The organism is Burkholderia sp. MSMB1459WGS (assembly GCF_001534535.1).
GTDB lineage: Bacteria > Pseudomonadota > Gammaproteobacteria > Burkholderiales > Burkholderiaceae > Burkholderia.
Window position 1 is genome coordinate 111,871 of record NZ_LPMU01000079.1, and the last position, 22,503, is coordinate 134,373.

The 22,503-nt window shown below is 66.4% G+C and carries 20 protein-coding genes; 4 read left to right on the plus strand and 16 right to left on the minus strand.

Features of this window, described 5'->3' with window-relative positions:
- Positions 1-79: 79 nt before the first annotated feature.
- The 5 genes from WT97_RS30205 to WT97_RS30225 form a co-directional block, all read right to left on the minus strand.
- The gene (locus WT97_RS30205; RefSeq protein WP_034206415.1) at positions 80-805 is read right to left on the minus strand and encodes an amino acid ABC transporter ATP-binding protein; all 726 of its coding nucleotides are present in this window, start codon (positions 803-805) and stop codon (positions 80-82) included.
- Positions 802-1,479: a glutamate/aspartate ABC transporter permease GltK gene (gene gltK / locus WT97_RS30210; protein ID WP_059500987.1), complete on the minus strand. Its 678-nt coding sequence runs from the start codon at positions 1,477-1,479 to the stop codon at positions 802-804. The genes WT97_RS30205 and gltK overlap by 4 nt, the downstream gene beginning before the upstream one ends.
- The gene (locus WT97_RS30215; protein WP_059500986.1) at positions 1,479-2,219 is read right to left on the minus strand and encodes an amino acid ABC transporter permease; all 741 of its coding nucleotides are present in this window, start codon (positions 2,217-2,219) and stop codon (positions 1,479-1,481) included. Before WT97_RS30215 ends, gltK begins: the two co-directional genes overlap by 1 nt.
- 84 nt (positions 2,220-2,303) lie before the next feature.
- A complete protein-coding gene (locus WT97_RS30220) occupies positions 2,304-3,197 on the minus strand; it encodes a glutamate/aspartate ABC transporter substrate-binding protein (RefSeq protein ID WP_059501113.1) in 894 nt (297 codons plus the stop codon).
- 220 nt (positions 3,198-3,417) lie between these two features.
- Positions 3,418-4,704: a Glu/Leu/Phe/Val dehydrogenase gene (locus WT97_RS30225; protein ID WP_059500985.1), complete on the minus strand. Its 1,287-nt coding sequence runs from the start codon at positions 4,702-4,704 to the stop codon at positions 3,418-3,420.
- A 93-nt stretch (positions 4,705-4,797) separates the two neighbouring features.
- Here WT97_RS30225 and WT97_RS34405 point away from each other — a divergent pair, with 93 nt between their 5' ends.
- On the plus strand, positions 4,798-4,971 hold the full coding sequence (locus tag WT97_RS34405) for a hypothetical protein (protein WP_156440341.1): 174 nt from the start codon (positions 4,798-4,800) through the stop codon (positions 4,969-4,971).
- Here WT97_RS34405 and WT97_RS30230 read toward each other — a convergent pair.
- A complete protein-coding gene (locus WT97_RS30230) occupies positions 4,968-5,936 on the minus strand; it encodes a LysR substrate-binding domain-containing protein (protein WP_059500984.1) in 969 nt (322 codons plus the stop codon). The two genes, WT97_RS34405 and WT97_RS30230, sit on opposite strands and share 4 nt — an antisense overlap.
- 252 nt (positions 5,937-6,188) lie before the next feature.
- Here WT97_RS30230 and purB point away from each other — a divergent pair, with 252 nt between their 5' ends.
- Complete coding sequence (purB, locus tag WT97_RS30235) at positions 6,189-7,577, plus strand: adenylosuccinate lyase (RefSeq protein WP_059500983.1); 1,389 nt, start codon at positions 6,189-6,191, stop codon at positions 7,575-7,577.
- Positions 7,578-7,655: 78 nt separating this feature from the next.
- Here purB and WT97_RS30240 read toward each other — a convergent pair whose 3' ends face one another.
- Complete coding sequence (locus tag WT97_RS30240; protein ID WP_060354958.1) at positions 7,656-9,077, minus strand: FAD-binding oxidoreductase; 1,422 nt, start codon at positions 9,075-9,077, stop codon at positions 7,656-7,658.
- A 272-nt stretch (positions 9,078-9,349) separates the two neighbouring features.
- On the opposite strand from WT97_RS30240, the gene WT97_RS30245 reads away from it, so the two are divergent.
- On the plus strand, positions 9,350-9,997 hold the full coding sequence (locus WT97_RS30245) for a TetR/AcrR family transcriptional regulator (protein ID WP_059791976.1): 648 nt from the start codon (positions 9,350-9,352) through the stop codon (positions 9,995-9,997).
- A 69-nt stretch (positions 9,998-10,066) separates the two neighbouring features.
- Here the strand turns inward: WT97_RS30245 and WT97_RS30250 are convergent, their stop codons facing one another.
- From WT97_RS30250 to edd, 4 genes are all read right to left on the minus strand, one after another.
- Positions 10,067-10,570 carry a gluconokinase gene (locus WT97_RS30250; RefSeq protein WP_059791853.1) on the minus strand — a complete coding sequence of 168 codons (504 nt, stop codon included), beginning with the start codon at positions 10,568-10,570 and terminating at the stop codon, positions 10,067-10,069.
- A gap of 13 nt (positions 10,571-10,583) precedes the next feature.
- Entirely contained in the window at positions 10,584-11,945 is a 1,362-nt protein-coding gene (locus WT97_RS30255; RefSeq protein WP_059500979.1) for a GntP family permease, read from the minus strand.
- A 504-nt stretch (positions 11,946-12,449) separates the two neighbouring features.
- Positions 12,450-13,076: a bifunctional 4-hydroxy-2-oxoglutarate aldolase/2-dehydro-3-deoxy-phosphogluconate aldolase gene (gene eda / locus WT97_RS30260; RefSeq protein ID WP_059500978.1), complete on the minus strand. Its 627-nt coding sequence runs from the start codon at positions 13,074-13,076 to the stop codon at positions 12,450-12,452.
- A 19-nt stretch (positions 13,077-13,095) separates the two neighbouring features.
- Positions 13,096-14,952, minus strand: coding sequence for a phosphogluconate dehydratase (gene edd, locus WT97_RS30265; protein WP_060354959.1), 1,857 nt, complete (start codon positions 14,950-14,952; stop codon positions 13,096-13,098).
- A 294-nt stretch (positions 14,953-15,246) separates the two neighbouring features.
- On the opposite strand from edd, the gene WT97_RS30270 reads away from it, so the two are divergent.
- The gene (locus WT97_RS30270) at positions 15,247-16,092 is read left to right on the plus strand and encodes a MurR/RpiR family transcriptional regulator (RefSeq protein ID WP_034206404.1); all 846 of its coding nucleotides are present in this window, start codon (positions 15,247-15,249) and stop codon (positions 16,090-16,092) included.
- A gap of 97 nt (positions 16,093-16,189) precedes the next feature.
- Here the strand turns inward: WT97_RS30270 and WT97_RS30275 are convergent, their stop codons facing one another.
- The 5 genes from WT97_RS30275 to leuS form a co-directional block, all read right to left on the minus strand.
- Positions 16,190-16,612 carry a CopD family protein gene (locus tag WT97_RS30275; RefSeq protein WP_095211718.1) on the minus strand — a complete coding sequence of 141 codons (423 nt, stop codon included), beginning with the start codon at positions 16,610-16,612 and terminating at the stop codon, positions 16,190-16,192.
- Positions 16,613-16,635: 23 nt separating this feature from the next.
- Positions 16,636-17,907 (minus strand): glutamate-5-semialdehyde dehydrogenase, encoded by a 1,272-nt coding sequence (locus WT97_RS30280; protein ID WP_060354960.1) that lies wholly within the window; start codon positions 17,905-17,907, stop codon positions 16,636-16,638.
- 197 nt (positions 17,908-18,104) lie between these two features.
- Positions 18,105-19,199 (minus strand): DNA polymerase III subunit delta, encoded by a 1,095-nt coding sequence (holA, locus tag WT97_RS30285; RefSeq protein ID WP_059791857.1) that lies wholly within the window; start codon positions 19,197-19,199, stop codon positions 18,105-18,107.
- 18 nt (positions 19,200-19,217) lie between these two features.
- Positions 19,218-19,769, minus strand: coding sequence for an LPS assembly lipoprotein LptE (gene lptE, locus WT97_RS30290; RefSeq protein ID WP_006476923.1), 552 nt, complete (start codon positions 19,767-19,769; stop codon positions 19,218-19,220).
- A 38-nt stretch (positions 19,770-19,807) separates the two neighbouring features.
- Positions 19,808-22,402 (minus strand): leucine--tRNA ligase, encoded by a 2,595-nt coding sequence (gene leuS, locus WT97_RS30295; protein ID WP_060354961.1) that lies wholly within the window; start codon positions 22,400-22,402, stop codon positions 19,808-19,810.
- Positions 22,403-22,503: the final 101 nt, after the last annotated feature.

The following is a 22,503-nucleotide window of genomic DNA, read 5'->3' on the forward strand; positions in this document are numbered from 1 at the left end:
CCCGGCGGCGGACGAAAAAAAACCGCCCGGCGGCATGCCGGGCGGTTTCTGGCTGGGTGCGCGCAAGACGCGCGAACGCTCAGTGCAGGATCTTCGCGAGGAAGTCCTTCGCGCGGTCCGATTTCGGATTCGAGAAGAAATCGTCCTTGCGGTCGTCCTCGACGATCGCGCCCTTGTCCATGAAGATCACGCGATGCGCGACTTTCTTCGCGAAGCCCATCTCGTGCGTGACGACCATCATCGTCATCCCTTCCTGCGCGAGTTCGACCATCACGTCGAGCACTTCATTGATCATCTCGGGATCGAGCGCGGACGTCGGCTCGTCGAACAGCATCGCGATCGGGTCCATCGACAGCGCGCGCGCGATTGCGACACGCTGCTGCTGGCCGCCCGACAACTGGCCCGGAAACTTGTGCGCATGCGCCTTCAGGCCGACGCGATCGAGCAGCTTCATGCCCTTTTCGGTCGCCTCGTCCTTGCCGCGGCCGAGCACCTTGATCTGCGCGAGCGTCAGGTTCTCGGTGATCGACAGGTGCGGGAACAGCTCGAAATGCTGGAACACCATCCCGACCTTCGAGCGCAGCTTCGACAGGTTCGTCTTCTTGTCGCCGACCGACTGGCCGTTCACGAGGATCTCGCCCTGCTGGAACGGCTCCAGGCCGTTCACGGTCTTGATCAGCGTCGACTTGCCGGAGCCGGACGGGCCGCATACGACGACCACTTCGCCTTTCTTGACCTCGGTCGTGCATTCGGTGAGGACCTGAAACTGGCCGTACCACTTCGAAACGTTCTTGATGGAAATCATCTTGTGACCTTTTTCTGGAGACCCTTGACGAGAGCAGACGCCAACGAGCAAATCACGAAATAGCATGCGCCGGCGAACAGGACCATCTCGACGGTCGTGCCGTCGCGATCGCCGATGTTGGCGGCCGTGCGGAAGAAGTCCGCGAGACTGATCACGTACACGAGCGACGTATCCTGGAACAGGACGATCGCCTGCGTGAGCAGCAGCGGCACCATCGCGCGGAACGCCTGCGGCAGGATCACGAGGCGCATCGCCTGCGCGTAGTTCATGCCGAGCGCGAACGCGGCATTCACCTGCCCGCGCGGCACCGCCTGGATGCCGGCGCGGATGATCTCGGAATAATACGCGGCTTCGAACAACGAGAACGCGACCATGGCCGACGCGAGGCGGATGTCGATCGTCGGCGACAGCCCGAGCACGCCCTGCAGCAGCTGCGGCACGATCAGGAAGAACCACAGCAGCACCATCACGAGCGGGATCGAGCGGAACACCGTGACGTAGCCCTTCGCGAACCACGCGAGCGGTTTCACGCCGGACAGCCGCAGCAGCGCCAGCAGCGTGCCCCAGACGATCCCGACCACGATCGCGATCAGCGTGATCTTGAACGTGACGACCGCCCCCGACCACAGCGTCGGCAGTGCGCCGGGAATACTACTCCAGTCGAACTGATGCATCACTTGCCTCCGATATAGCCGGGCAGCCGCGTGCGGCCTTCGATCCAGCGCATGAACGCCATCACGACGAGGTTGATCAGCACGTACGCGAGCGTGACCGCGATGAACGACTCGTAGGTCTGCGCGGTGTAGTCGACGAGCTGGCGCGCCTGCGCGGACAGATCGAGCAGGCCGATCGTCGACGCGACGGCGGAGTTCTTGAAGATGTTCAGGAATTCCGACGTGAGCGGCGGCACGATGATCCGGTACGCGACGGGCAGCAGCACGTAGCGATACGTCTGCCATTGCGTGAAGCCCATCGCGAGGCCGGCCGCGCGCTGGCCCTTCGGCAGCGCGTTGATCCCCGAGCGCACCTGTTCGCACACGCGCGCGCCCGTGAACAGGCCGAGACAGACGATCGACGCGGTAAAGAACTGCGTGCCGGGCGGCAACTGCTTGATCCAGGTGCCGATCGACGCGGGCAGCAGCTCGGGTATCACGAGATACCAGATGAAGAACTGCACGATCAGCGGAATGTTCCGGAAGATCGACACGTACACGGTGCCGATCGCGGCGAGCCATTTGTTCGGCACGGTGCGCAGCACGCCGAACAGCGATCCGACGATCAGCGCGATGACCCAGGCGACGAGCGACACTTCGATCGTCACCCAGAAGCCGGACATCAGCCATCCGAAATAAGTCGTCGGCTCGCCGGTCGACACGGGGCTCAGGAAGATGCCCCAGTTCCAGTGGTAAGACATGGGCAAGACTCCAGCAAAAAGAAACGGAAGAAGCGTGGCCTCTTCCGTCTCATGAGCGTCATTTCTGCATCAACGGCAGTGTGATCAGTCGAGCGCCTTGTCGTTCGGGTTCGCGTACAGCTTCTTCATCGACTCGGACAGCGGGAAGTTCAGGTTCAGGTTCTTCGGCGGGATCGGGTTCTCGAACCACTTCGCGTAGATCTTCGCGGCTTCGCCCGACTTCTCGACTTGCGAGATCGCGTCGTCGACGACCTTCTTGAAGTCGGTATCGCCCTTGCGCATCATGCAGCCGTAGGCCTCTTCCGATTGCGGCGTGCCGACGATCACCCATTCGCCCGGCTGCTTCGCCTTCGCGCGCTCGCCCGCGAGCAGCGCGTCATCCATCATGAATGCGACCGCGCGGCCCGATTCCAGCGTGTTGAACGAATCGCCGTGATCCTTCGCGCTGATGATGTTCATGCCGAGCTGCTTGTCGTTGTTCATCTTGCGCAGCAGGCGCTCCGACGTCGTGCCGGCAGTCGTCACGACCGTCTTGCCCTTCAGGTCGCCGAAATCCTTGACGCCCGAATCCTTCTTCGTCATCAGGCGCGTGCCGATCACGAAGATCGTGTTCGAGAATGCGGCCTGCTGCTGACGCTCGGCGTTGTTGGTCGTCGAGCCGCACTCGATGTCGACCGTGCCGTTCTGCACCAGCGGAATACGGTTCTGCGACGTGACGGGGATGTTCTTCACCTGCAGGTTCGGCAGGTTCAGCTTCTTCTTCACCGCATCCACGACCTTCATCTGGAAGTCGCGCGAATAGCCGACCACCTGCTGGTTCTGGTCATAGTAAGAGAACGGAATCGACGATTCGCGGTGGCCCAGCGCGATCACGCCCGTGTCCTTGATCTTCTTCAGCGTGCCCGTCTCCTGAGCATGCGCGCCGCTTGCGAACGCGCAAAGCGCCGCCACCATCAGGACTGCCTTGTGGTATTTCATTTTGGTCATCTCCTTGGCTAAAACCCGCGCCAGTGTATCAAAGTAATATTTTTGAAAGTACTGGTTGTTTACCGCACTACGAATCGCCCCGTGCGAAGCCGTCCTCCCGGCTTCCGGCGCCTGAATGCGCACGCGGGCGGCGCCGGATTCGGCACCGCCCGCGAGGGTTCATGCACGCAATCGCGAGGATTGCGTCATGCGTCGATCGTAGTCGAACCGATCAGGGATACAGGCCGCGCATTTCGCGCGCCATCAGGATGCGCTTGCACGCGACGATGAACGCCGCCGTACGCACCGTCACCTTGTGCTCTTCCGCGACCGCCCACACGCCGGCGAACGCTTCGCGCATCACGCGCTCGAGACGGTGGTTGATCTCGTCTTCCGTCCAGAAGAAGCTCGAGAAATCCTGCACCCACTCGAAGTACGACACGGTCACGCCGCCCGCGTTCGCGATCACGTCGGGGATCACGAGCACGCCGTTCGCGCTCAGGATGTCGTCGGCCGCCGTCGTCGTCGGGCCGTTCGCGCCTTCGACGATGATCTTCGTGCGGATCTTCGATGCGTTCTTCTCGGTGATCTGGTTTTCCAGTGCCGCCGGGATCAGGATGTCGGTCTCGACCGTCCAGAACTCGTCGTTCGGCATCGGCTCGGCGCCTTCGAAGCCCGCGACGCCGCCCGTGCGTGCGACGTGGTCGAGCAGCTTGTTCGAATCGAGGCCGGCCGGCTGGTAGATCGTGCCCGTGTGGTCCTGCACCGCGATCACCTTCGAGCCCGCTTCCTGGAACAGCTTCGCCGCAATGCCGCCGACGTTGCCGAAGCCCTGCACCGCGATGCGCGCGCCTTCGATCTCGAGGCCCTTCTTCTTCGCCGCTTCGCAGCCGACGACGAACACGCCGCGGCCCGTCGCTTCCTTGCGGCCGAGCGAACCGCCGAGCGCGATCGGCTTGCCGGTCACGACGCCGGTCGACGTCTGGCCCTGGTTCATCGAGAAGGTGTCCATCATCCACGCCATCACCTGTTCGTTGGTGTTGACGTCCGGCGCCGGAATGTCGGTGTTCGGGCCGATGATGATGCCGATTTCGCTGGTGTAGCGACGCGTCACGCGCTCGAGCTCGCCGCGCGACAGCTTGCGCGGGTCGACGCGGATGCCGCCCTTCGCGCCGCCGTACGGCACGTTCACGGCCGCGTTCTTCACCGACATCCATGCCGACAGCGCCATCACTTCCGACAGCGTCACGTCCTGGTGGTAGCGCACGCCGCCCTTGCCCGGGCCGCGCGACACGTTGTGCTGCACGCGATAGCCCTCGAAGTGCGCGACGGTACCGTTGTCGAGCTCGATGGGCACGTCGACGACCAGGATGCGCTTCGGACGCTTCAGCGTTTCGAGCCAGCGCGACAGCGAGCCGAGGTACGGCGCGACGCGATCGACCTGCTGAAGGTAGTTGCCCCACGGGCCGAGATCGTCGGCGTGCAGGTAGGACGGGATGGACTGCTGTTGCGAAGACATGGAGGCTCCAACGTTCAACGGATTGCGCACATTGTCGAAAAACCCGTTTTTTTTATCCAATGCCGTTTGTTTATTCGATTATGCGTTTCTTGCATGATCGCGATTTTTCGCAAAATCGCGGTCGATTTGCGCAAGAACGCCCGCGATCGGCCGGGCATCGCGCTCGTGAAAAACCGCTTTGCCGACGCGCGAGCCGGCCGGCGGACAGCCGTCCGACAGGCGCCGCAAGGCCGCCGTCAGCCGGCCGGATCAACCGTCGGCGGTTAGCCGGTGCCGCCGCCGGCGGTTTCGCGCAGCTCGTCGCGCACGACGTCCCACAGCGCGCGCACGAGCTTCTGCCGCGGATCGTCGCCCTGCAGCGCGAGCTTGTCGCAGTACAGCCGGATCTCCATCGTCAACGTGAACGGATGCGCGCCGCCGCCGCGCGCCGAGCGGTCGAGCCGGATCAACCGGCCACCCGCGACCGCGTCGTCGACCGCGCTGTGCGGCAGGAACGCGACGCCGTGGCCCGCGAGCGCCATCGCCTTCAGCCCTTCGGCCATGTCGGTTTCGTACACGCGATCGAGGAACAGCCGCGTCGGCGCGTTCGCGATGATGACTTCGGTCATCCGGCCGAGATACGCGTTCGGCGTATACGACAGATACGGCACGCGCGCGTCGGCCGCGCCCGGCAGCGTATGGCGCGGCCGGCCCGCGCGGCCGGGCGCGGAGAACGGGCTGATCGGCTCGCTGCCGAGAATCAGCATGTCGTAGCGGGCCGGGTCGAGCGCGACCGGATGGCTCGGGTGGTGGTAGCCCATCACGAGGTCGCAGCCGCCCTCGACGAGCGACAGCACCGCGTCGTGCACGTTCAGCGCGCGCAACCGCGTGTGGACCTGCCCCATCTTCGCCTCGATCCGCTCGAGCCAGCGCGGGAAATACGTGAGCGACAGCGTGTGCGGCACCGCGAATTCGATCGTCGGCACCGGCGCGCCGACGTGGCCGCGCAGCAGCGTCCTGGCCTCGTGCGCCTGCGACAGCATCGTCAGCGCCTGTTCGTAGAAGATCTGCCCGGCCTGCGTGAGCCGGGTCGGATAGACCGAACGATCGATCAGCTCGGTCGCGAGCCATGCCTCGAGCGCCTGGATGCGCCGCGAAAACGCCGGCTGCGACACGTGCCGCAACTCGGCGGACCGGCTAAAGCTGCGCGTTTCCGCGAGCGAGACGAAGTCTTCGAGCCATTTCAGTTCCATGCAGGCGGGCGCGGCGGGCGGCGGTCGGGAAGAAGCCTGCATTCTACCGGCGGGCAGGCCCGGCCGGCGGCTTGCCTGGCGGCCCGACGAGCCGGCGCGGGCACCTGCCCGCAGGCCGTTCGCGCGCCGCCCGGGCATCGTTCGGCCGTGGCGCCGGCGACCGGGCCGGTTCGGCCGGGATCGTCCCGCGCCAATGGTAAAATGCCGGATTCTCTCCCCTCGCTCGACCCGGCCCCAAGGCCCCGCCCGATCATGTCCGACACTCGTCCCGATACGCTTTTCGCCCTCACCGCGCTCTCGCCCATCGACGGCCGCTACGCCAGCAAGACCGAAGCGCTGCGCGACTGGCTCTCCGAAGCCGCCTTTATGCGCCACCGCGTCACCGTCGAGGTGCACTGGCTGATCGCACTGTCGCGCGCCGGCTTCGCGGAAGTCCCACGCTTCTCGGAAGCGTCCGAACAGTTCCTGCTGCAGCTCGCCGAGCGCTTCACCGCGCACGACGCCGCGCGCATCAAGGAAATCGAGCGCGTGACGAACCACGACGTGAAGGCCGTCGAATACTGGCTGAAGGAATCGGTGAAGGGCCAGGCCGAACTCGAGAAGGCGAGCGAATTCATCCACTTCGCGTGCACGTCCGAGGACATCAACAACACGTCGCACGGGATGATGCTCGCCGGCGCGCGCGAACACGTGATCCTGCCGGCGCTGCGCACGGTCCACCAGCGCCTCGTCGCACTCGCGCACGCACACGCCGAACAGCCGATGCTGTCGCGCACGCACGGCCAGCCGGCCAGCCCGACGACGCTCGGCAAGGAACTCGCGAACGTCGCCGCGCGCCTCGCCCGCGCGATCGCGCGCATCGAGAAGGTCGAGATCCTCGGCAAGATGAACGGCGCGGTCGGCAACTTCAACGCGCACCTGTCCGCGTATCCGGAATTCGACTGGGAAGCGTTCTCGCGCGACGTGATCGAAAACCGCCTGAAGCTCACGTTCAACCCGTACACGATCCAGATCGAGCCGCACGACTACATGGCCGAACTGTTCGACGCGGTCGCGCGCGCGAACACGATCCTGCTCGACCTCGATCGCGACGTGTGGGGCTACATCTCGGTCGGCTACTTCAAGCAGAAGACGAAAGCCGGCGAGATCGGCTCGTCGACGATGCCGCACAAGGTCAACCCGATCGACTTCGAGAACTCGGAAGGCAACCTCGGCCTCGCGAACGCGACGCTGCGCCACCTCGCCGACAAGCTGCCGGTGTCGCGCTGGCAGCGCGACCTGACCGACTCGACGGTGCTGCGCAACATGGGCGTCGCGCTCGGCTATTCGCTGCTCGCGTACGATTCGCTGATCCGTGGCCTCGACAAGCTCGAGGTGAACCCGCAGCGCCTGAACGAAGATCTCGACAACTGCTGGGAAGTGCTCGCCGAGCCGGTGCAGACGGTGATGCGCCGCTACGGCATCGAGAACCCGTACGAGCAGTTGAAGGAACTGACGCGCGGCAAGGGCATCACGCGCGAAGCGCTGCAGGAATTCGTCGGCACGCTCGCGATCCCGCAGGACGCGAAGGATCGCCTGCTCGCGATGACGCCGGCGTCGTACATCGGCAAGGCCGTCGAACTCGCGAAGCGGATCGCGTAAGCAGCGCCGTCGCCCGACAAAAAAGCCCGATGCAATCGCATCGGGCTTTTTCATGGGCGCTCGCGCGCAGGACGAAGATCAGAATGAAATCATCCGGCCCGGGTTGAGCGCGCTCATCACGCTCATCGCTGCCTTCGCGGCGGGAATCGCGATCGGCGACAACTGCCGGCCAAGCGGAATCGCGCGGTGGTCGATGCCCGTGAGCATCGAGAAATCGTCGTTGCGGCCGACGAAATCGTCGCAGATCGCCTTGCCGATCCGCACCGTCTGCGCGACGCCGTGGCCGCTCCAGCCCTGCACCATGTACATCGGCACGCGGCCGTCGGTCTTGCGGCTGTCGGTGGCGCCGTTCAGCGTGAAGTCGCTGACGCCGCTCCAGCAGTAGTCGAGCGCGAAGCTGCCGTCGGCCTGCGGAAACACCGTGTTCAGCCGCGTCAGCAGATACGCGTTGACGTCGGGCTGCGCCCAGCAACTGCCGGTGCCCTGCCCGCCGAACAGCAGGCGGTTGCCGCGCACGGGCCGGTAGTAGTCGATCTGGAACTGCGTGTCGTACACCGGCATGCCGGCGGGCATCAGCGTCGCGACGTCGACGTCGAGCGGCGCCGTCACGCTCACGTACGTGAAGAACGGCACCGTGGTCGCCGCGCCGTCGTCGAGCAGCCGGAACGTCGTGTTGTGCAGCGCGAGCACGACACCCTTGCGCGCGGTGATCGTACCGCCGGGCGTCGTCGCGACGACGCCGGCCGGCGTCTCGTCGAGCTCGAGCACTTCGGTGCCCTCGAACAACGCGCCGCCGTTCAGCCGGAAGCCGTGCACCATGCCGCGCACCAGCGCGAGCGGGTGAATCTGGCCACCGAGCGCATCGATCGCCGCGCCGTGATACAGCCCGGAGCGCACGTATTCGTCGTGCAGCTGGTGGCGGCCGACGAGCGTCACGCCCGCATCGCCGAGATGGCGGCGCGCATCCGCGCCGTCGAGCAGCGCGCTCATGTGGCCGGGGTGAACCGCCGCCGTGACGTGGCCGCGCTTGCGGTCGAGATCGAGCGCGTAACGCACGCCGATCTCGTCGATCAGGTCCATCGACTCGGCGGATGCGAAGCGCCACAGCCGCTTCGCATCGTCGTGCGACAGGTGGTCGATCATGTCGGCGGCTTCCCAGCGCGCGAGGCCGGGCGTCAGTTGCCCGCCGTTGCGGCCCGACGCGGCCGAGCCGACGTGATGCTTGTCGACGAGGATCGTGTCGACGCCCACCTGCGCGAGATGCAGCGCAGCCGATGCGCCGAGCAGGCCCGCGCCGATCACGAGCACGTCGCACACGGCGTCGCGCGCGAGCGGCGCGCTGTTTTCGTGGCGCGACAGCGACGCTTCGTACCAGTTCGCTGGACGCGCGCCGTCGTAGCGGGCCGGATCGCACCAGTTCCAGTTGTCTTTTTCGATGTTCAGTTGCGTTTGCTCGAAACGCGCTTCGCCCTGGATCAGGGGCTTGTTATCGGACGTCATGATTGCACTTGCATGGTCTTGGGCCGCCTGTCGAAGAGCCTTCTGGCTTCGCGGGTGGGGCAGCCGGTTCCACTTGGGTGTCAACGAGAAAGGAGGCGCGAGGGCCCGTGTTGACGGCGGGCACGCTCGTGCCGCCTGGATCCCGGACTGTGCGAAAGCACGTATCGAAAGGTGCCGGGACACCCAATTTCTACACCGCAGAAATAATTCTACAGTGTAGAATAAGCTTTCGTCAAGTTTACAGCCGGCGCCATGCCGGCCAGCCCGTCTCGATGAAAGACAAACCCGCCCAAGGCCCGCGCGGCCTCGACAAGGACGCGATCGTCGCGGCCGCGCTCGCGCTGCTCGAGGACGTCGGCGAAGCCGCGTTCAGCGTGCGCAAGCTCGCGCAATCGGTCGGCTGCGATCCGATGAGCGTGCTGTATCACTTCAAGTCGAAGGAGGGCCTGAGTCGCGCGATCGCGAATGCGCTGTCGCGCTCGCTCGTGCCGGTCGATCCGTCGCAGCCGTGGCGCGAACGGCTGCGCGATCTCGCGCGCCAGTACCGAGCGCTCGCGCTGCGCTACCCGGCCGCGTTCGCGCTGCTGCAGCGGCACATGAGCACGGGGCCGGCCGATCTCGCGCACATCGAGGCCGTGCATCGCGCGCTGACCGACGCCGGCATCCCGCGCGCGGCGCTGCCGTCGGTATGCGTCGGCTGGTACGCGAGCGTGATCGGCCTCGCCGCCGCCGAAGCGGGCGGCCTCACACGGCCCGCGAACGACGTCGAGCTCGCGGAAATGCACGCGCTGTCCGACGCCGGGCATCCGCTCGTCAAATCGGCCGCCCCGCTCTATGCGCGGCTCGATCCGGCCGTCGTACACGACACGATGCTCGACGTGCTGCTCGACGGCATCGCGCAACGCGCGCGCACCGCCTGACCGGCATACGCGCCGCCAACGAAAAAGGCGCCCGAAGGCGCCTTTTTCGTTGGCGGCCGCGAACCGCGCTCAGTGCGGGTGCGGGAGGCCGATCTTCAGCATGACCTGATCGACGATCTGCTCGGGCGTCAGCTCGATGCTGACCTCGATCGCTTCGTCCGGGCCCGGCTCCTCGAGCGTATCGAGCTGGCTTTTCAGCAGCGACGGATCGAAGAAATGGCCGGTGCGGCTCTTCAGGCGCTCTTGCAATACCTCGAACGAGCCCTTCAGATACACGAACCGCACGTCGGTATCGGCGCCACGCAGCACGTCGCGGTACGAGCGTTTCAGCGACGAGCACGTGAACACGGCCGTTTCGCCGGCGCGCTGCTTTTCCTCGATGGCCGCGCGAATCGTGCGCAGCCACGGCCAGCGGTCTTCATCGGTCAGCGGAATACCGTGGTGCATCTTTTCCTTGTTCGCCGCGCTGTGAAACGCGTCGCCATCGGTATAGCTGCACGACAGGCGTTCCGCCAGCATTTCGCCGATCAGCGACTTGCCCGCGCCCGACACGCCCATTGCGATCAGAATCATTGACTACCCCTTGTTACAGAACCATGCTCAGCAGCAACGTGAAACTGAGACCGAGCACCGAGATGATGGTTTCAAGCAGCGACCAGGTCTTGAACGTCTGACCGACCGTCATCCCGAAGTATTCCTTGATCAGCCAGAAACCGCCGTCGTTCACGTGCGAGAAGATCAGCGAGCCCGAGCCGGTCGCGAGCACCAGCAGTTCCGGGCTGACCGCCGTGCCGGCCGCCGCCGCGATCGGCGCGACGATGCCGCAGGCCGTCGTCATCGCGACCGTCGCCGAACCCGTCGCGAGACGCATCAGCGCCGCGACGAACCAGCCGAGCAGCAGCGGCGACAGGTGCGCGTGCTTCGCGGTCTCGACGATCTGCTGCGAGATCCCGCTGTCGCGCAGGACGCCGCCGAAGCCGCCGCCCGCGCCGACGATCAGCGTGATGCCGGCGATCGGCGCCAGGCACTCGCCGCAGAACTTCTGGATCTGGTCGCGGTTGAAGCCCTGCAGCTTGCCGAACGTGAAGAAGCTCACGAGCACGGCGATCAGCAGCGCGACGTCCGAGTTGCCGGCAAAGCGCAGCAGGTTGTTCGGCAGCGACTTCGGCGCGAACACCAGGTCGGCCCAGCTGCCGACGAGCATCAGCACGACGGGCAGCAGGATCGTGAACAGCGTGATGCCGAAGCTCGGCAGTTCGCGCTTGCGGCCATCCGCGTTCGAATCGACGAATTGCGATGCGAGCGGGTTGTTGTCCGGCAACTTCACGAACTTCGAGATCATCAGCGCGAACAGCGGACCGGCGATGATCGCGGTCGGCACGCCGACGACCAGGCCGAATGCGATCGTCTTGCCGATATCGGCGCCGTATTGCTGGACGGCCAGCAGCGCGGCCGGGTGCGGCGGGATCAGCCCGTGCACGACCGACAGGCCGGCCACCATCGGCAGGCCGACGACGAGCAGCGACTTGCCGGTGCGCTTCGCGACGTTGAACGCGATCGGGATCAGCAGCACGAAGCCGACTTCGAAGAACACCGGCAGGCCGACGATGATCGCGACGAACATCATTGCCCAGTGGATGTTCTTTTCACCGAACCAGTCGATCAGCGTGGTCGCGATCCGTTCGGCGCCGCCCGATTCGGCCATCATCTTGCCGAGCATCGTGCCGAGGCCGACGACGATCGCAATGTGACCGAGCGTGCCGCCGGTGCCCGTTTCGAACGACTTGACGATCTTGTCCATCGGCATGCCGACGACGAGGCCGAGGCCGAGCGAAACGATGATCAGCACCAGGAACGGGTAGATCTTGTAGCGCGCGATCATCAGGATCAGCGCGGCAATCGCGATCAGCGTGAATACAAGCAGCATGCTGCCTTGGACGGCCCCCATGTGGCACTCCTCCTAGAATTGTTCGAACCGGGCGAGTCGTTGCGAGTATGCCCGGCTATGCAGGTCTCCGAAACACGGGGGTACCCCCCCGTCAGGACGCTGAATTTTACTTATCTTTGCGATCCGCGGATAGAACCGGTTCCATCAGCAAAAACCCTCGGTAAAACAAGCACTAACGCTTGCTTTCCGAGGGTCAAGGGCCTGTTCGCGCCAGTAACGGGCTTGCGCTGGCCACCGGAAGGGCCGAGCGCAAGGAATGCGACGAAGCGAATACTTGGCGTATTCGCGAGGAGCATGACGCAGCGATCGGCCCTTCTGGTGGCCAGCCCCACGAATTATTTTTCCACAAACACGGGAACGAGCCTTTCCGCCCACATTGCGGCGTCGTTCGTCGCTTGTTTGGCTCGGCCAAACGGCGCTCCTCACGCCTTGCACTGCGGGCGGAAAGGCTCGTTCGCAAGCCCGTTACTGGCGCGAACAGGCCCTTGTCATCCGGTACAAGTCTTAGCGGGGCAACTGGCTCGCCGCTTGCGCGAGACGCGTGACTTCCGCCCAGTCCTGCGCGGCGAGTGCGGCCTTCGGCGTGAGCCACGAGCCGCCGACGCACACGACGTTCGGCAGTTTCAGGAAGTTCGGCGCGGTGTCGACCGTGATGCCGCCGGTCGGGCAGAACTTCAGCGCCGGGAACGGACCGTGGAACGCCTGCAGCATCGGCACGCCGCCCGCCTGCTGCGCGGGGAAGAACTTCACGATCTCGTAGCCGAATTCGAGCGCCTGGATGATGTCGCTCGGCGTCATCACGCCCGGCAGCAACGGCAGGCCGGCGTCGAGCGACGCGAGATGCAGCTCCTTCGTCAGGCCCGGCGACACGCCGAACGTCGCGCCCGCGCGCTTGGCCTGCGCGCAATGCTCGGGCTTCGTGATCGTGCCGACGCCGACGACGATGTCGTCCGCGAGCTGGCTCGCGCGCTGGATCGCCTCCAGGCCCGCCGGCGTGCGCAGCGTGATCTCGAGCACCTTCACGCCGCCCGCGTGCAACGCGCGCGACACGTTTTCGCCCTGCTCGACCGAGTCGAACGCGAGCACCGGAATCACCGGGCCCAGCTTCACGATTTCAGCAATCGTCTTCATTGAATTGGCTCCTTGAAATTCATGCGGCGACGCTGACGGCCGTTTCGCCGACCAGCGCCCCGAAAACCGATGCGCCCTGCTCGGCCGGCGCCGCGGCCGCGCGGAACACGCCGAACAGTTCGCGCCCGAAACCGACTTCGTTCTCGGCCTGGTGCTGCGGCTGCGCGACCGGGCGCGCGTGCCACTCGGCGTCGTCGATCTCGATGTCGAGCACGCCGGCTTCCGCGTCGATCACGAGCGTATCGCCCGTCTTCACCTTGCCGATCGGGCCGGCCAGCAGCGCTTCCGGCGACACGTGGATCACCGCCGGCACCTTGCCCGACGCGCCCGACATGCGGCCGTCGGTCACCAGCGCGACATGGAAGCCCTGATCCTGCAGCACGCCGAGCAGCGGCGTCAAACGGTGCAGCTCGGGCATGCCGTTCGCGCGTGCGCCCTGGAAGCGCACCACCGCGACGAAATCGCGCTTCAGCTCGCCGCGATCGAACGCTTCCTGCACGGCCTCCTGCGAGTCGAACACGATCGCGGGCGCCGTCACCTTGCGGTGCTCCGGCGCGACCGCCGAGATCTTGATCACGCCGCGGCCGAGCCGGCCTTGCATCAGGCGCAGGCCGCCGTCCGGCTGGAACGGGTCGCGAATACCGCGCAGCACCTTCGTGTCGTGGCTCTCGGCCGCACCGTCGACCCACGTCAGCTTGCCGTCGATCAGCTTCGGCTCCTTCGTGTAGTGCGACAGGCCCTTGCCCGCGACCGTCGTCACGTCTTCGTGCAGCAGCCCGCCTTCGAGCAGGTTGCGCACCAGGAACCCGACACCGCCCGCTGCGTGGAAGTGGTTCACGTCGGCCTTGCCGTTCGGGTAGATCTTCGCGAGCAGCGGCACGACGGCCGACAGCTCGTCGAAGTCGTTCCAGTCGATCAGGATGCCGGCCGCGCGCGCGATCGCGACGAGATGCAGCGTGTGGTTGGTCGAGCCGCCCGTCGCGAGCAGCGCGACGATCCCGTTGACGATCGCCTTTTCGTCGATCACGTGGCCGATCGGCGTGTAGTGGCCGCGCTCGACGGTCAGGTCGAGCACGCGGCGCGCGGCCTCGGCCGTCAGCGCGGTGCGCAGCGGCGTATGCGGGTGAACGAACGCCGAGCCCGGCAGGTGCAGCCCCATCAGCTCCATCAGCATCTGGTTGCTGTTCGCGGTGCCGTAGAACGTGCAGGTGCCGTGGCCGTGATACGCGGCCGATTCGGCTTCGAGCAGCGCGTCGCGGCCGACCTGGCCGGTCGCGAACTGCTGGCGGATCTTCGCCTTGTCGTCGTTCGACAGGCCGCTCGTCATCGGGCCGGCCGGCACGAAGATCGTCGGCAGGTGGCCGAACTGCAGCGCGCCGATCAGCAGGCCCGGCACGATCTTGTCGCAGATGCCGAGGCAGAGCGCCGCATCGAACATGTTGTGCGTGAGCGCGATCGCCGTGCCCATCGCGATCGCCTCGCGCGAGAACAGCGACAGCTCCATCCCCGGGTTGCCCTGCGTGACGCCGTCGCACATCGCCGGCACGCCGCCCGCGAACTGCGCGACCCCGCCGTTCTCGCGCGCGGCCGCCTTGATGATCTCGGGGAAATCCTTGTACGGCGCGTGCGCGGACAGCATCTCGTTGTACGAGGACACGATGCCGATGTTCGGCTCGCGAATCGCCTTGATCGCGAACTTGTCGTTGCCCTCGAGGCCCGCGAAGCCGTGCGCGAGGTTCGCGCACGACAGCGCGCCGCGCGCCGGGAACTTGCCTTGCGCGCCGTCGATGCGCTGCAGATAGGCGGAACGGGTCGATTGGCTGCGGGCGATCACGCGTTCGGTGACCTTCGCCAGAGTGGGGTGCAGCGACGTCATGCTGGGCGCTCCTGTATGCCGGCCGACACCGGCGGTTGGAATCGTGGGGACGGTCGAGCTTCGTCGATCGAACGAAGGCAGTCTAGTAGAAAAACTACAAGCACGCAATGCCGTTCGACTCACTCGCAACCGTTATTCCCGCCACCAGCAAGGGTTTAATCAGTGAAAACCCTAATTCACGCTGCTGATCCTGCACCGGAATCTTCGCGGCTGGGCTAGTATTTTCATGTAGATTTTCTACAATTCGATTGCGATACACTCGCTCATCCGAACCCGATTTCCATTCGCCGTCCCATGCTGCCTCGCATTGAAGCGATCCGCGCCGAGTTGCGCCCGTCCGAGCGCAAGCTCGCCGACTACATTCTCGCCGCGCCGCGCGAGGTGCTCGACCTCGCGATGACCGAGCTGTCGACTCGTGCGGGCGTCAGCCAGCCGACGATCGCGCGCTTCTGCCAGGCGCTCGGCTGCAGCGGCTTTCGCGAATTCAAGATCCGGCTCGCGCAGAGCGTGGCGCCGGGCGTGTCGTCGGTGTATCGCGACGTCGAGCCCGACGAACCGGCGCCCGGCATCATCGGCAAGGTGTTCGACCGCACGATCGGCGCGCTGATCGAAGTGCGCAACAGTTTGTCAGCGGGCAGCGTCGCCGACGCGATCGCGCTGCTGTCGAACGCGTCGCGCATCGAGTTCTACGGCGCCGGCGGCTCGGGCATTGCCGCGCAAGACATCCAGCACAAGTTTTTCCGGCTCGGCGTGCCGAGCGTCGCGTATTCGGATCCGCACACGTTCTCGATGTCGTCGGCGCTGCTCGGGCCGCACGACGTCGTCGTCGCGATCTCGAACACCGGCCGCACGCGCGACATCGTCGACGCCGCGCGCTCCGCGCTCGCGTGCGGCGCGAAAGTCGTCGCGATCACGCAGAGCCATTCGCCGCTCGCGAAGCTCGCGACGGTCAGCCTCGCGTCGAACGTCGCCGAGGAAACGGACGTGTTCTCGCCGATGACGTCGCGGATGTCGCATCTCGCGATCGGCGACATTCTCGCGGTCGGTGTCGCGCTGTCGCGCGGGCCGGCGTTGATGGAACGGGTCGGTCGCGCGAAGGAAGCGATCACGCGGCGCCGGATCGACGACGCGAAGGATTGAGCCGGCGACGCACGGAGCCGCACGTCAACGAACAACGGCGCCCCGAGGGGCGCCGTTGCGCATGATTCGGCGGCGACGTAACCGCCGGCCGCGCCGCTCAGAACGGCTTGATCACCACCAGCGCGACCGCCGCGAGCATGCCGAGCACCGGCAGTTCGTTGAACACGCGATACCACTTGTCGGTGCGGCGGTTCTCGCCGCGCTCGAACACTCGCAGCAGGTGCCCGCAATACGCGTGGTAGATCACGAGCAGCAGCACCACCGTCACCTTCGCATGGATCCAGCCCTGCCCCTGCCCGATGCCGATCGCGAGCCAGAGCCACAGCCCGCAGGCCAGCGCCGGCACCGCGATCATCGTCATGAAGCGGAACAGCTTGCGCGCCATCAAGAGCAGGCGCCGCACCGCGGCCGGATCGGTCTCCATGGCCAGGTTCACGTAGATGCGCGGCAGATAGAAGAGCCCCGCGAACCACGCGGCGATCAGAACGATATGGAACGTCTTGACCCAGAGCATTGCCATTGGTGATGCGCCTCGTTGTTGACTTATTGACGGCCTTCGCCGTGCCCGAGCACCACGTATTTCAGCGACGTCAGCCCTTCCAGGCCGACGGGGCCGCGTGCGTGCAGCTTGTCGTTCGAGATGCCGATTTCCGCGCCGAGGCCGAATTCGAAACCGTCCGCGAAGCGCGTCGACGCGTTGACCATCACGCTCGCCGAATCGACTTCGCGCAGGAACCGCATCGCGCGGTCGTGAGCCTCGGTGACGATCGCATCCGTGTGATGCGAGCCGTAGTGGTTGATGTGCTCGATCGCGGCGTCGAGCCCGTCGACGACCTTGATCGCGAGCACCGGCGCGAGATACTCGGTGTGCCAGTCTTCTTCGGTCGCGTCGACGAGCGGGCCGACGCCCGCATCGGCGAGCACCGCGCGCGCGGCCGCGTCGACGCGCAGTTCGACCTGCTTGTCGCGATACAGCTTGCCGAGCGGCGGCAGCAGCTTCTCCGCGATGCCGCTCGACACGAGCAGCGTTTCCATCGTGTTGCACGTGCCGTAGCGGTGCGTCTTCGCGTTGTCGCACACCGTCAGCGCCTTGGCCAGATCGGCGCGATCGTCGACATACACGTGGCAGATGCCGTCGAGGTGCTTGATCATCGGCACGCGCGCCTCGTTGATCAGGCGCTCGATCAGGCTCTTGCCGCCGCGCGGCACGATCACGTCGACGTATTCGGTCATCGTGATCAGCTTGCCGACCGCCGCGCGATCGGCCGTCGCGACGACCTGCACCGCGTCCTGCGGCAGCCCTGCCGCCGCGAGCCCTTCGCCGATCAGCTTCGCGAGCGCGGTATTCGATTCGAGCGCCTCGGAGCCGCCGCGCAGGATCGTCGCGTTGCCCGACTTCAGGCACAGCGCGGCCGCGTCGATCGTCACGTTCGGGCGCGACTCGTAGATGATGCCGATCACGCCGAGCGGCACGCGCATCTGGCCGACCTGGATCCCGCTCGGGCGGAACTTGAGGTTGCCGATCTCGCCGATCGGATCGGCGAGCGACGCGACCTGGCGCAGCCCTTCGACCATCGTCTTCAGCGCCTTGTCCGACAGCGTCAGGCGATCGACGAACGCCGCATCGAGCCCCTTTTCGCGGGCACGGGCGACGTCGCGCGCATTCGCATCCTTCAGCGCCTGCGCGTCGCGTTCGATCGCGCGGGCCACGGCGTCGAGCGCCGCGTTCTTCGCGGCCGTGCTGGCGCGCGCCATCGCGCGGGAAGCGTGCCGGGCGCGGCGGCCCAGGTCGGTCATGTACTGATCGATATCCATCGTGTGACTCGAGAAGCGAGCCGCGCGGAGCGGCATGAATTCGTGGGGAAGCATGGGCCGGCCATCCGGGGGACGACCATCCGGGCGCGACGATCCGCGGGACAGCCATCCGTGCAGGGCAGCGGCCGATATGCCGCGCCAGCCATCGAAGCATTGTAAGCGGGTTGCGCAGCGCGCGCTGACGGCCCGGACGGGACCTAGCGTCGCACGCGACCCGCGGTCGGCGGTCGCTCGCCGCGGGCGCCCGCGACCGTCATCGCAAGCTGGAACAGCCCGTCCCACGGGTCGGGCGGCGGCTCGTCCTGCGTGCGGCGGCCCGGTGCGACGGCCGTGAGCCCCTTGACCTGCCGGTCGAGCTTCGCGGCGAACGCGAGCGCCTTTTCGAGCACCGCTTCCGACACGCGGTTCAGCGCGGGCGCGATCAACCGCTCGCGCGGCCCCCACACGCGGTTCTCGCGCAGCAGCGTCGCGAGCGGCTTGCCGGCCGTCGTGCCGCGCTTGATCCGCAGCAGCGTGCGCAACTCCTCGACGACGGCCCACATCACGAGCACGATCGCCTCGCCCTCGCCCTTCAGCCCGTCGATCATCCGCGCGAGCCGCGCGGCGTCGCCGGCGAGCATCGCTTCGTTCAGCTTGAACACGTCGTAACGCGCGACGTTCAGCACCGCGTCGTGCACCTGCTCGAACGACAGCGCGCCCTGCGGATACAGCAGCCCGAGCTTCTGGATTTCCTGGTGCGCGGCGAGCAGGTTGCCCTCGACGCGCTCCGCGATGAACTGCAGCGCGCGGCGCCCGTCGTCGCCCGGCGCGGCGCGCTGGCCCTGCATCGCGAGTCGCTGGCCGATCCAGTTCGGCAACTGCGCACGGTCGACCGGATCGATCTTCAGCGCGACACCGCCGTTCTGCAGCGCGGTAAACCAGGCGGATTTCTGCGTGGCCGCGTCGAGGCGCGGCAACGTGACGAGCATCAGCGCGTCCGGATTGGGCGTGGCCGCGAGCGTCTTCAGCGCATCGGCGCCTTCCTTGCCGGGCTTGCCCGACGGAATGCGCAGCTCGATCAGCTGGCGCTCGCCGAACAGCGACATCGCCTGGGTCGCGCCGAGCAGCACGCTCCAGTCGAAACCGCGCTCGACCGTATGCACCGAACGCTCGGTGAAGCCGGCCGCGCGCGCGGCCGCACGAATGCGGTCGCACGCTTCCTGCGCGAGCAGCGGCTCGTCGCCGTAGACGGTATAGAGCCCGGCCAACCCCTTCGCGAGGTGCGGCTCCAGCGCATCAAGTCGCAATTGCATCGCTGCGTGCGCCCGCGATCAGAGCGGCGGCGGCGGCAGCGGCGCGCGCGGCGCCACGCCCGGCACCACGTCCTCCGGCGCCGGCGTCAGCGAGTGGACGATCGCGAGACGCCGCATCAACTGATCGACCGCGTCGTTCTGCATGTCGCCGTACAGGATGTCGGCTTCCTGCGCCTTCGCGTTCGTGTACTGGTCGCTGTACGTCATCGCGCGGTTCAGCGCGATCGCGCTCGGCGGGATCAGCACGGTGCCGTCCTTGCTCGTCAGCGTGTAGTTCAGCGTGTAGAACAGCGCGTATTCCTGCGCGGAGCCGTACTTGTTGAGCGTCAGCGTGTTCTGGCCACGCGACTCCCACATGCGCAGCACGGCGTCGGCGTCGTCCGCCGACTTGACGATCTTCGTGTCGCTGCCGGCCTGGACGAGGCGCGTGAGCCGCGCCTCGACGGGCGCCGGCGCACCGGCCACGAACAGGTGCTTGAACGCGTAGTCCTGCTGGCCGCGCAACTGGAAGCCGCATGCCGACAGCACGACCGTGCTGCCGACGAGCATCAAAAACGATCTGCGGATCACCTTCGCTCCTTCTGGGTACGTCCGACGGCCGGCGGCCGTCAGACGACGATGTTCACGAGGCGGCCCGGCACGACGACGATCTTCTTCGCCGGCTTGCCGTCGCTGAATTTCGCGAATGCCTCGTCGGCCACCGCCGCCGCTTCGATCGCGTCGCGGCTCGCGTCCTTCGCGACCTTCAGCGCACCGCGCACCTTGCCGTTCACCTGCAGCACGAGTTCGATCTCGGCCTGCTCGAGCGCGGCCTCGTCGACCTTCGGCCACGGCGCATCGAGCAGCGGGCCGAATTCGTCCGCGTAGCCGAGCGCCTTCCACAGCTCGAACGTGACGTGCGGCACGACGGGGTACAGCACGCGCAGCAGCACGCCGTAGGTCTCGCGCAGCACGGCGGGCGTCGCGCCCTTCGCGCCGTCGATCGCATTCAGCATCTTCATCGCGGCCGACACGACCGTGTTGTACTGCAGGCGCTGGTAGTCGAAATCGGCCTGCTTCAGCACGCCGTAGATCTCGCGGCGCAGCGCCTTGTCGGTGTCGCCGAGCGCGGCGGCGTCGAAGCCCGCGCGCGCGGCGAGCGCTTCGCGATTCGCGTAGCCGAAGCTCCACACGCGGCGCAGGAAGCGGCTCGCGCCCTCGACGCCCGCGCCCGACCACTCGAGCTGCTGCTCGGGCGGCGCCGCGAACATCGTGAACAGGCGCGCGGTATCGGCGCCGTACTGGTCGATCAGCAGTTGCGGATCGACGCCGTTGTTCTTCGACTTCGACATCTTTTCGATGCCGCCGAGCACGACCGGCTGGCCGTCCGCATTCAGCGTCGCGCCGACCGGGCGGCCCTTGTCGTCGTGCGTGACCGTCACGTCGAGCGGGTTGTACCAGGTCTTCTTGCCCGCCGCGTCTTCGCGGTAGTACGTCTCGTTCAGCACCATCCCCTGCGTGAGCAGGTTCTTCGCCGGCTCGCCGAACTTCACGAGGCCGAGGTCGCGCATCACCTTGGTCCAGAAGCGCGAATACAGCAGGTGCAGGATCGCGTGCTCGATGCCGCCGATGTACTGATCCATCGGCATCCAGTAATCGGTGCGCGCGTCGACCATCGTCTCGGCGTCCGGTGCCGTGTAGCGCGAGAAGTACCACGACGAATCGACGAAGGTGTCCATCGTGTCGGTTTCGCGCTTCGCGGCCGCGCCGCACCTCGGGCACGTGCAGTTCAGGAACGCTTCGGACTTCGCGAGCGGGTTGCCCGAGCCGTCCGGCACGAGGTCTTCCGGCAGCACGACCGGCAGATCCTGCTCCGGCACCGGCACGTCGCCGCACGACGGGCAGTGGATGATCGGGATCGGCGTGCCCCAGTAGCGCTGGCGCGATACGCCCCAGTCGCGCAGGCGCCACGTGACCTGCTTGTCGCCGAAGCCGCCGGCCTTCAGGTCGGCGGCGACCGCGTCGACCGCTTCCGTGTAGCGCAGGCCGTCGTACTTGCCGCTGTTCACGCAGACCGCGGTTTCCTTGTCGCCGTACCACTCCTGCCATGCGTCGAGCGAGTACGTCTGCCCTTCGCTCGCGATCACCTGCTTGATCGGCAGATCGTATTTCTTCGCGAACGCGAAATCGCGCTCGTCGTGGCCCGGCACGCCCATCACCGCGCCTTCGCCATAGCTCATCAGCACGTAATTGCCGATCCACACCTCGACCGGCTCGCCGGTCAGCGGGTGCTTGACCGAGAAGCCGGTCGCGACGCCCTTCTTCTCCATCGTCGCGACGTCGGCCTCGGCGACGCCGCCGCGCTTGCACTCGTCGATGAACGCCTGCAGCTCCGGCTTGTCCTGCGCGAGACGCGCGGCGAGCGGGTGCTCGGCCGCGATCGCGCAGAACGTGACGCCCATGATGGTGTCGGCGCGCGTCGTGAACACGCGCAGCAGCTTCTGCTCGCCGTCGAGTTCGTACGGGAAGCCGAAGTTCACGCCGAAGCTCTTGCCGATCCAGTTCTGCTGCATGATCTTCACGCGCTCGGGCCAGCCGAGGCCGTCGAGGTCGTTCAGCAGCTCATCCGCGTACTGCGTGATCCGCAGGTAGTACATCGGGATCTCGCGCTTCTCGACGAGCGCGCCCGAGCGCCAGCCGCGGCCGTCGATCACCTGCTCGTTCGCGAGCACGGTCTGGTCGACCGGATCCCAGTTCACGGTGCCCGTCTTCTTGTACGCGATGCCCTTCTCGAGCATCTTCAGGAACAGCCACTGGTTCCACTTGTAGTAGTCGGGCTTGCACGTCGCGATCTCGCGCGACCAGTCGATCGCGAGGCCCATCGACTGCATCTGGCCCTTCATGTAGTCGATGTTGTCGTAGGTCCACTTCGCGGGCGGCACGCCGTTGGCCATCGCGGCGTTCTCGGCCGGCATCCCGAATGCATCCCAGCCCATCGGCATCAGCGTGTTGTAGCCGTTCATCCGCAGATAGCGGTACATCACGTCGTTGATCGTGTAGTTGCGCACGTGACCCATGTGCAGCTTGCCGGACGGGTACGGCAGCATCGACACGCAGTAGAACTTCGGCTTCTGCGAATCTTCCTTCGTCTTGTAGGCATCGGCTGCGCGCCAGTCGCCCTGGGCGGCGGCTTCGACGTCGGCGGGTACGTATCTCTCGTGCATGGTGTGGTTCGGGCTAGGCTTTAGGCGGCGCGACGGCGCGCGCGCAGGATTGGATCGAAATCGTGCGTGCCCGGCGCAGGAACGTGCTGACCGGTTCCGGG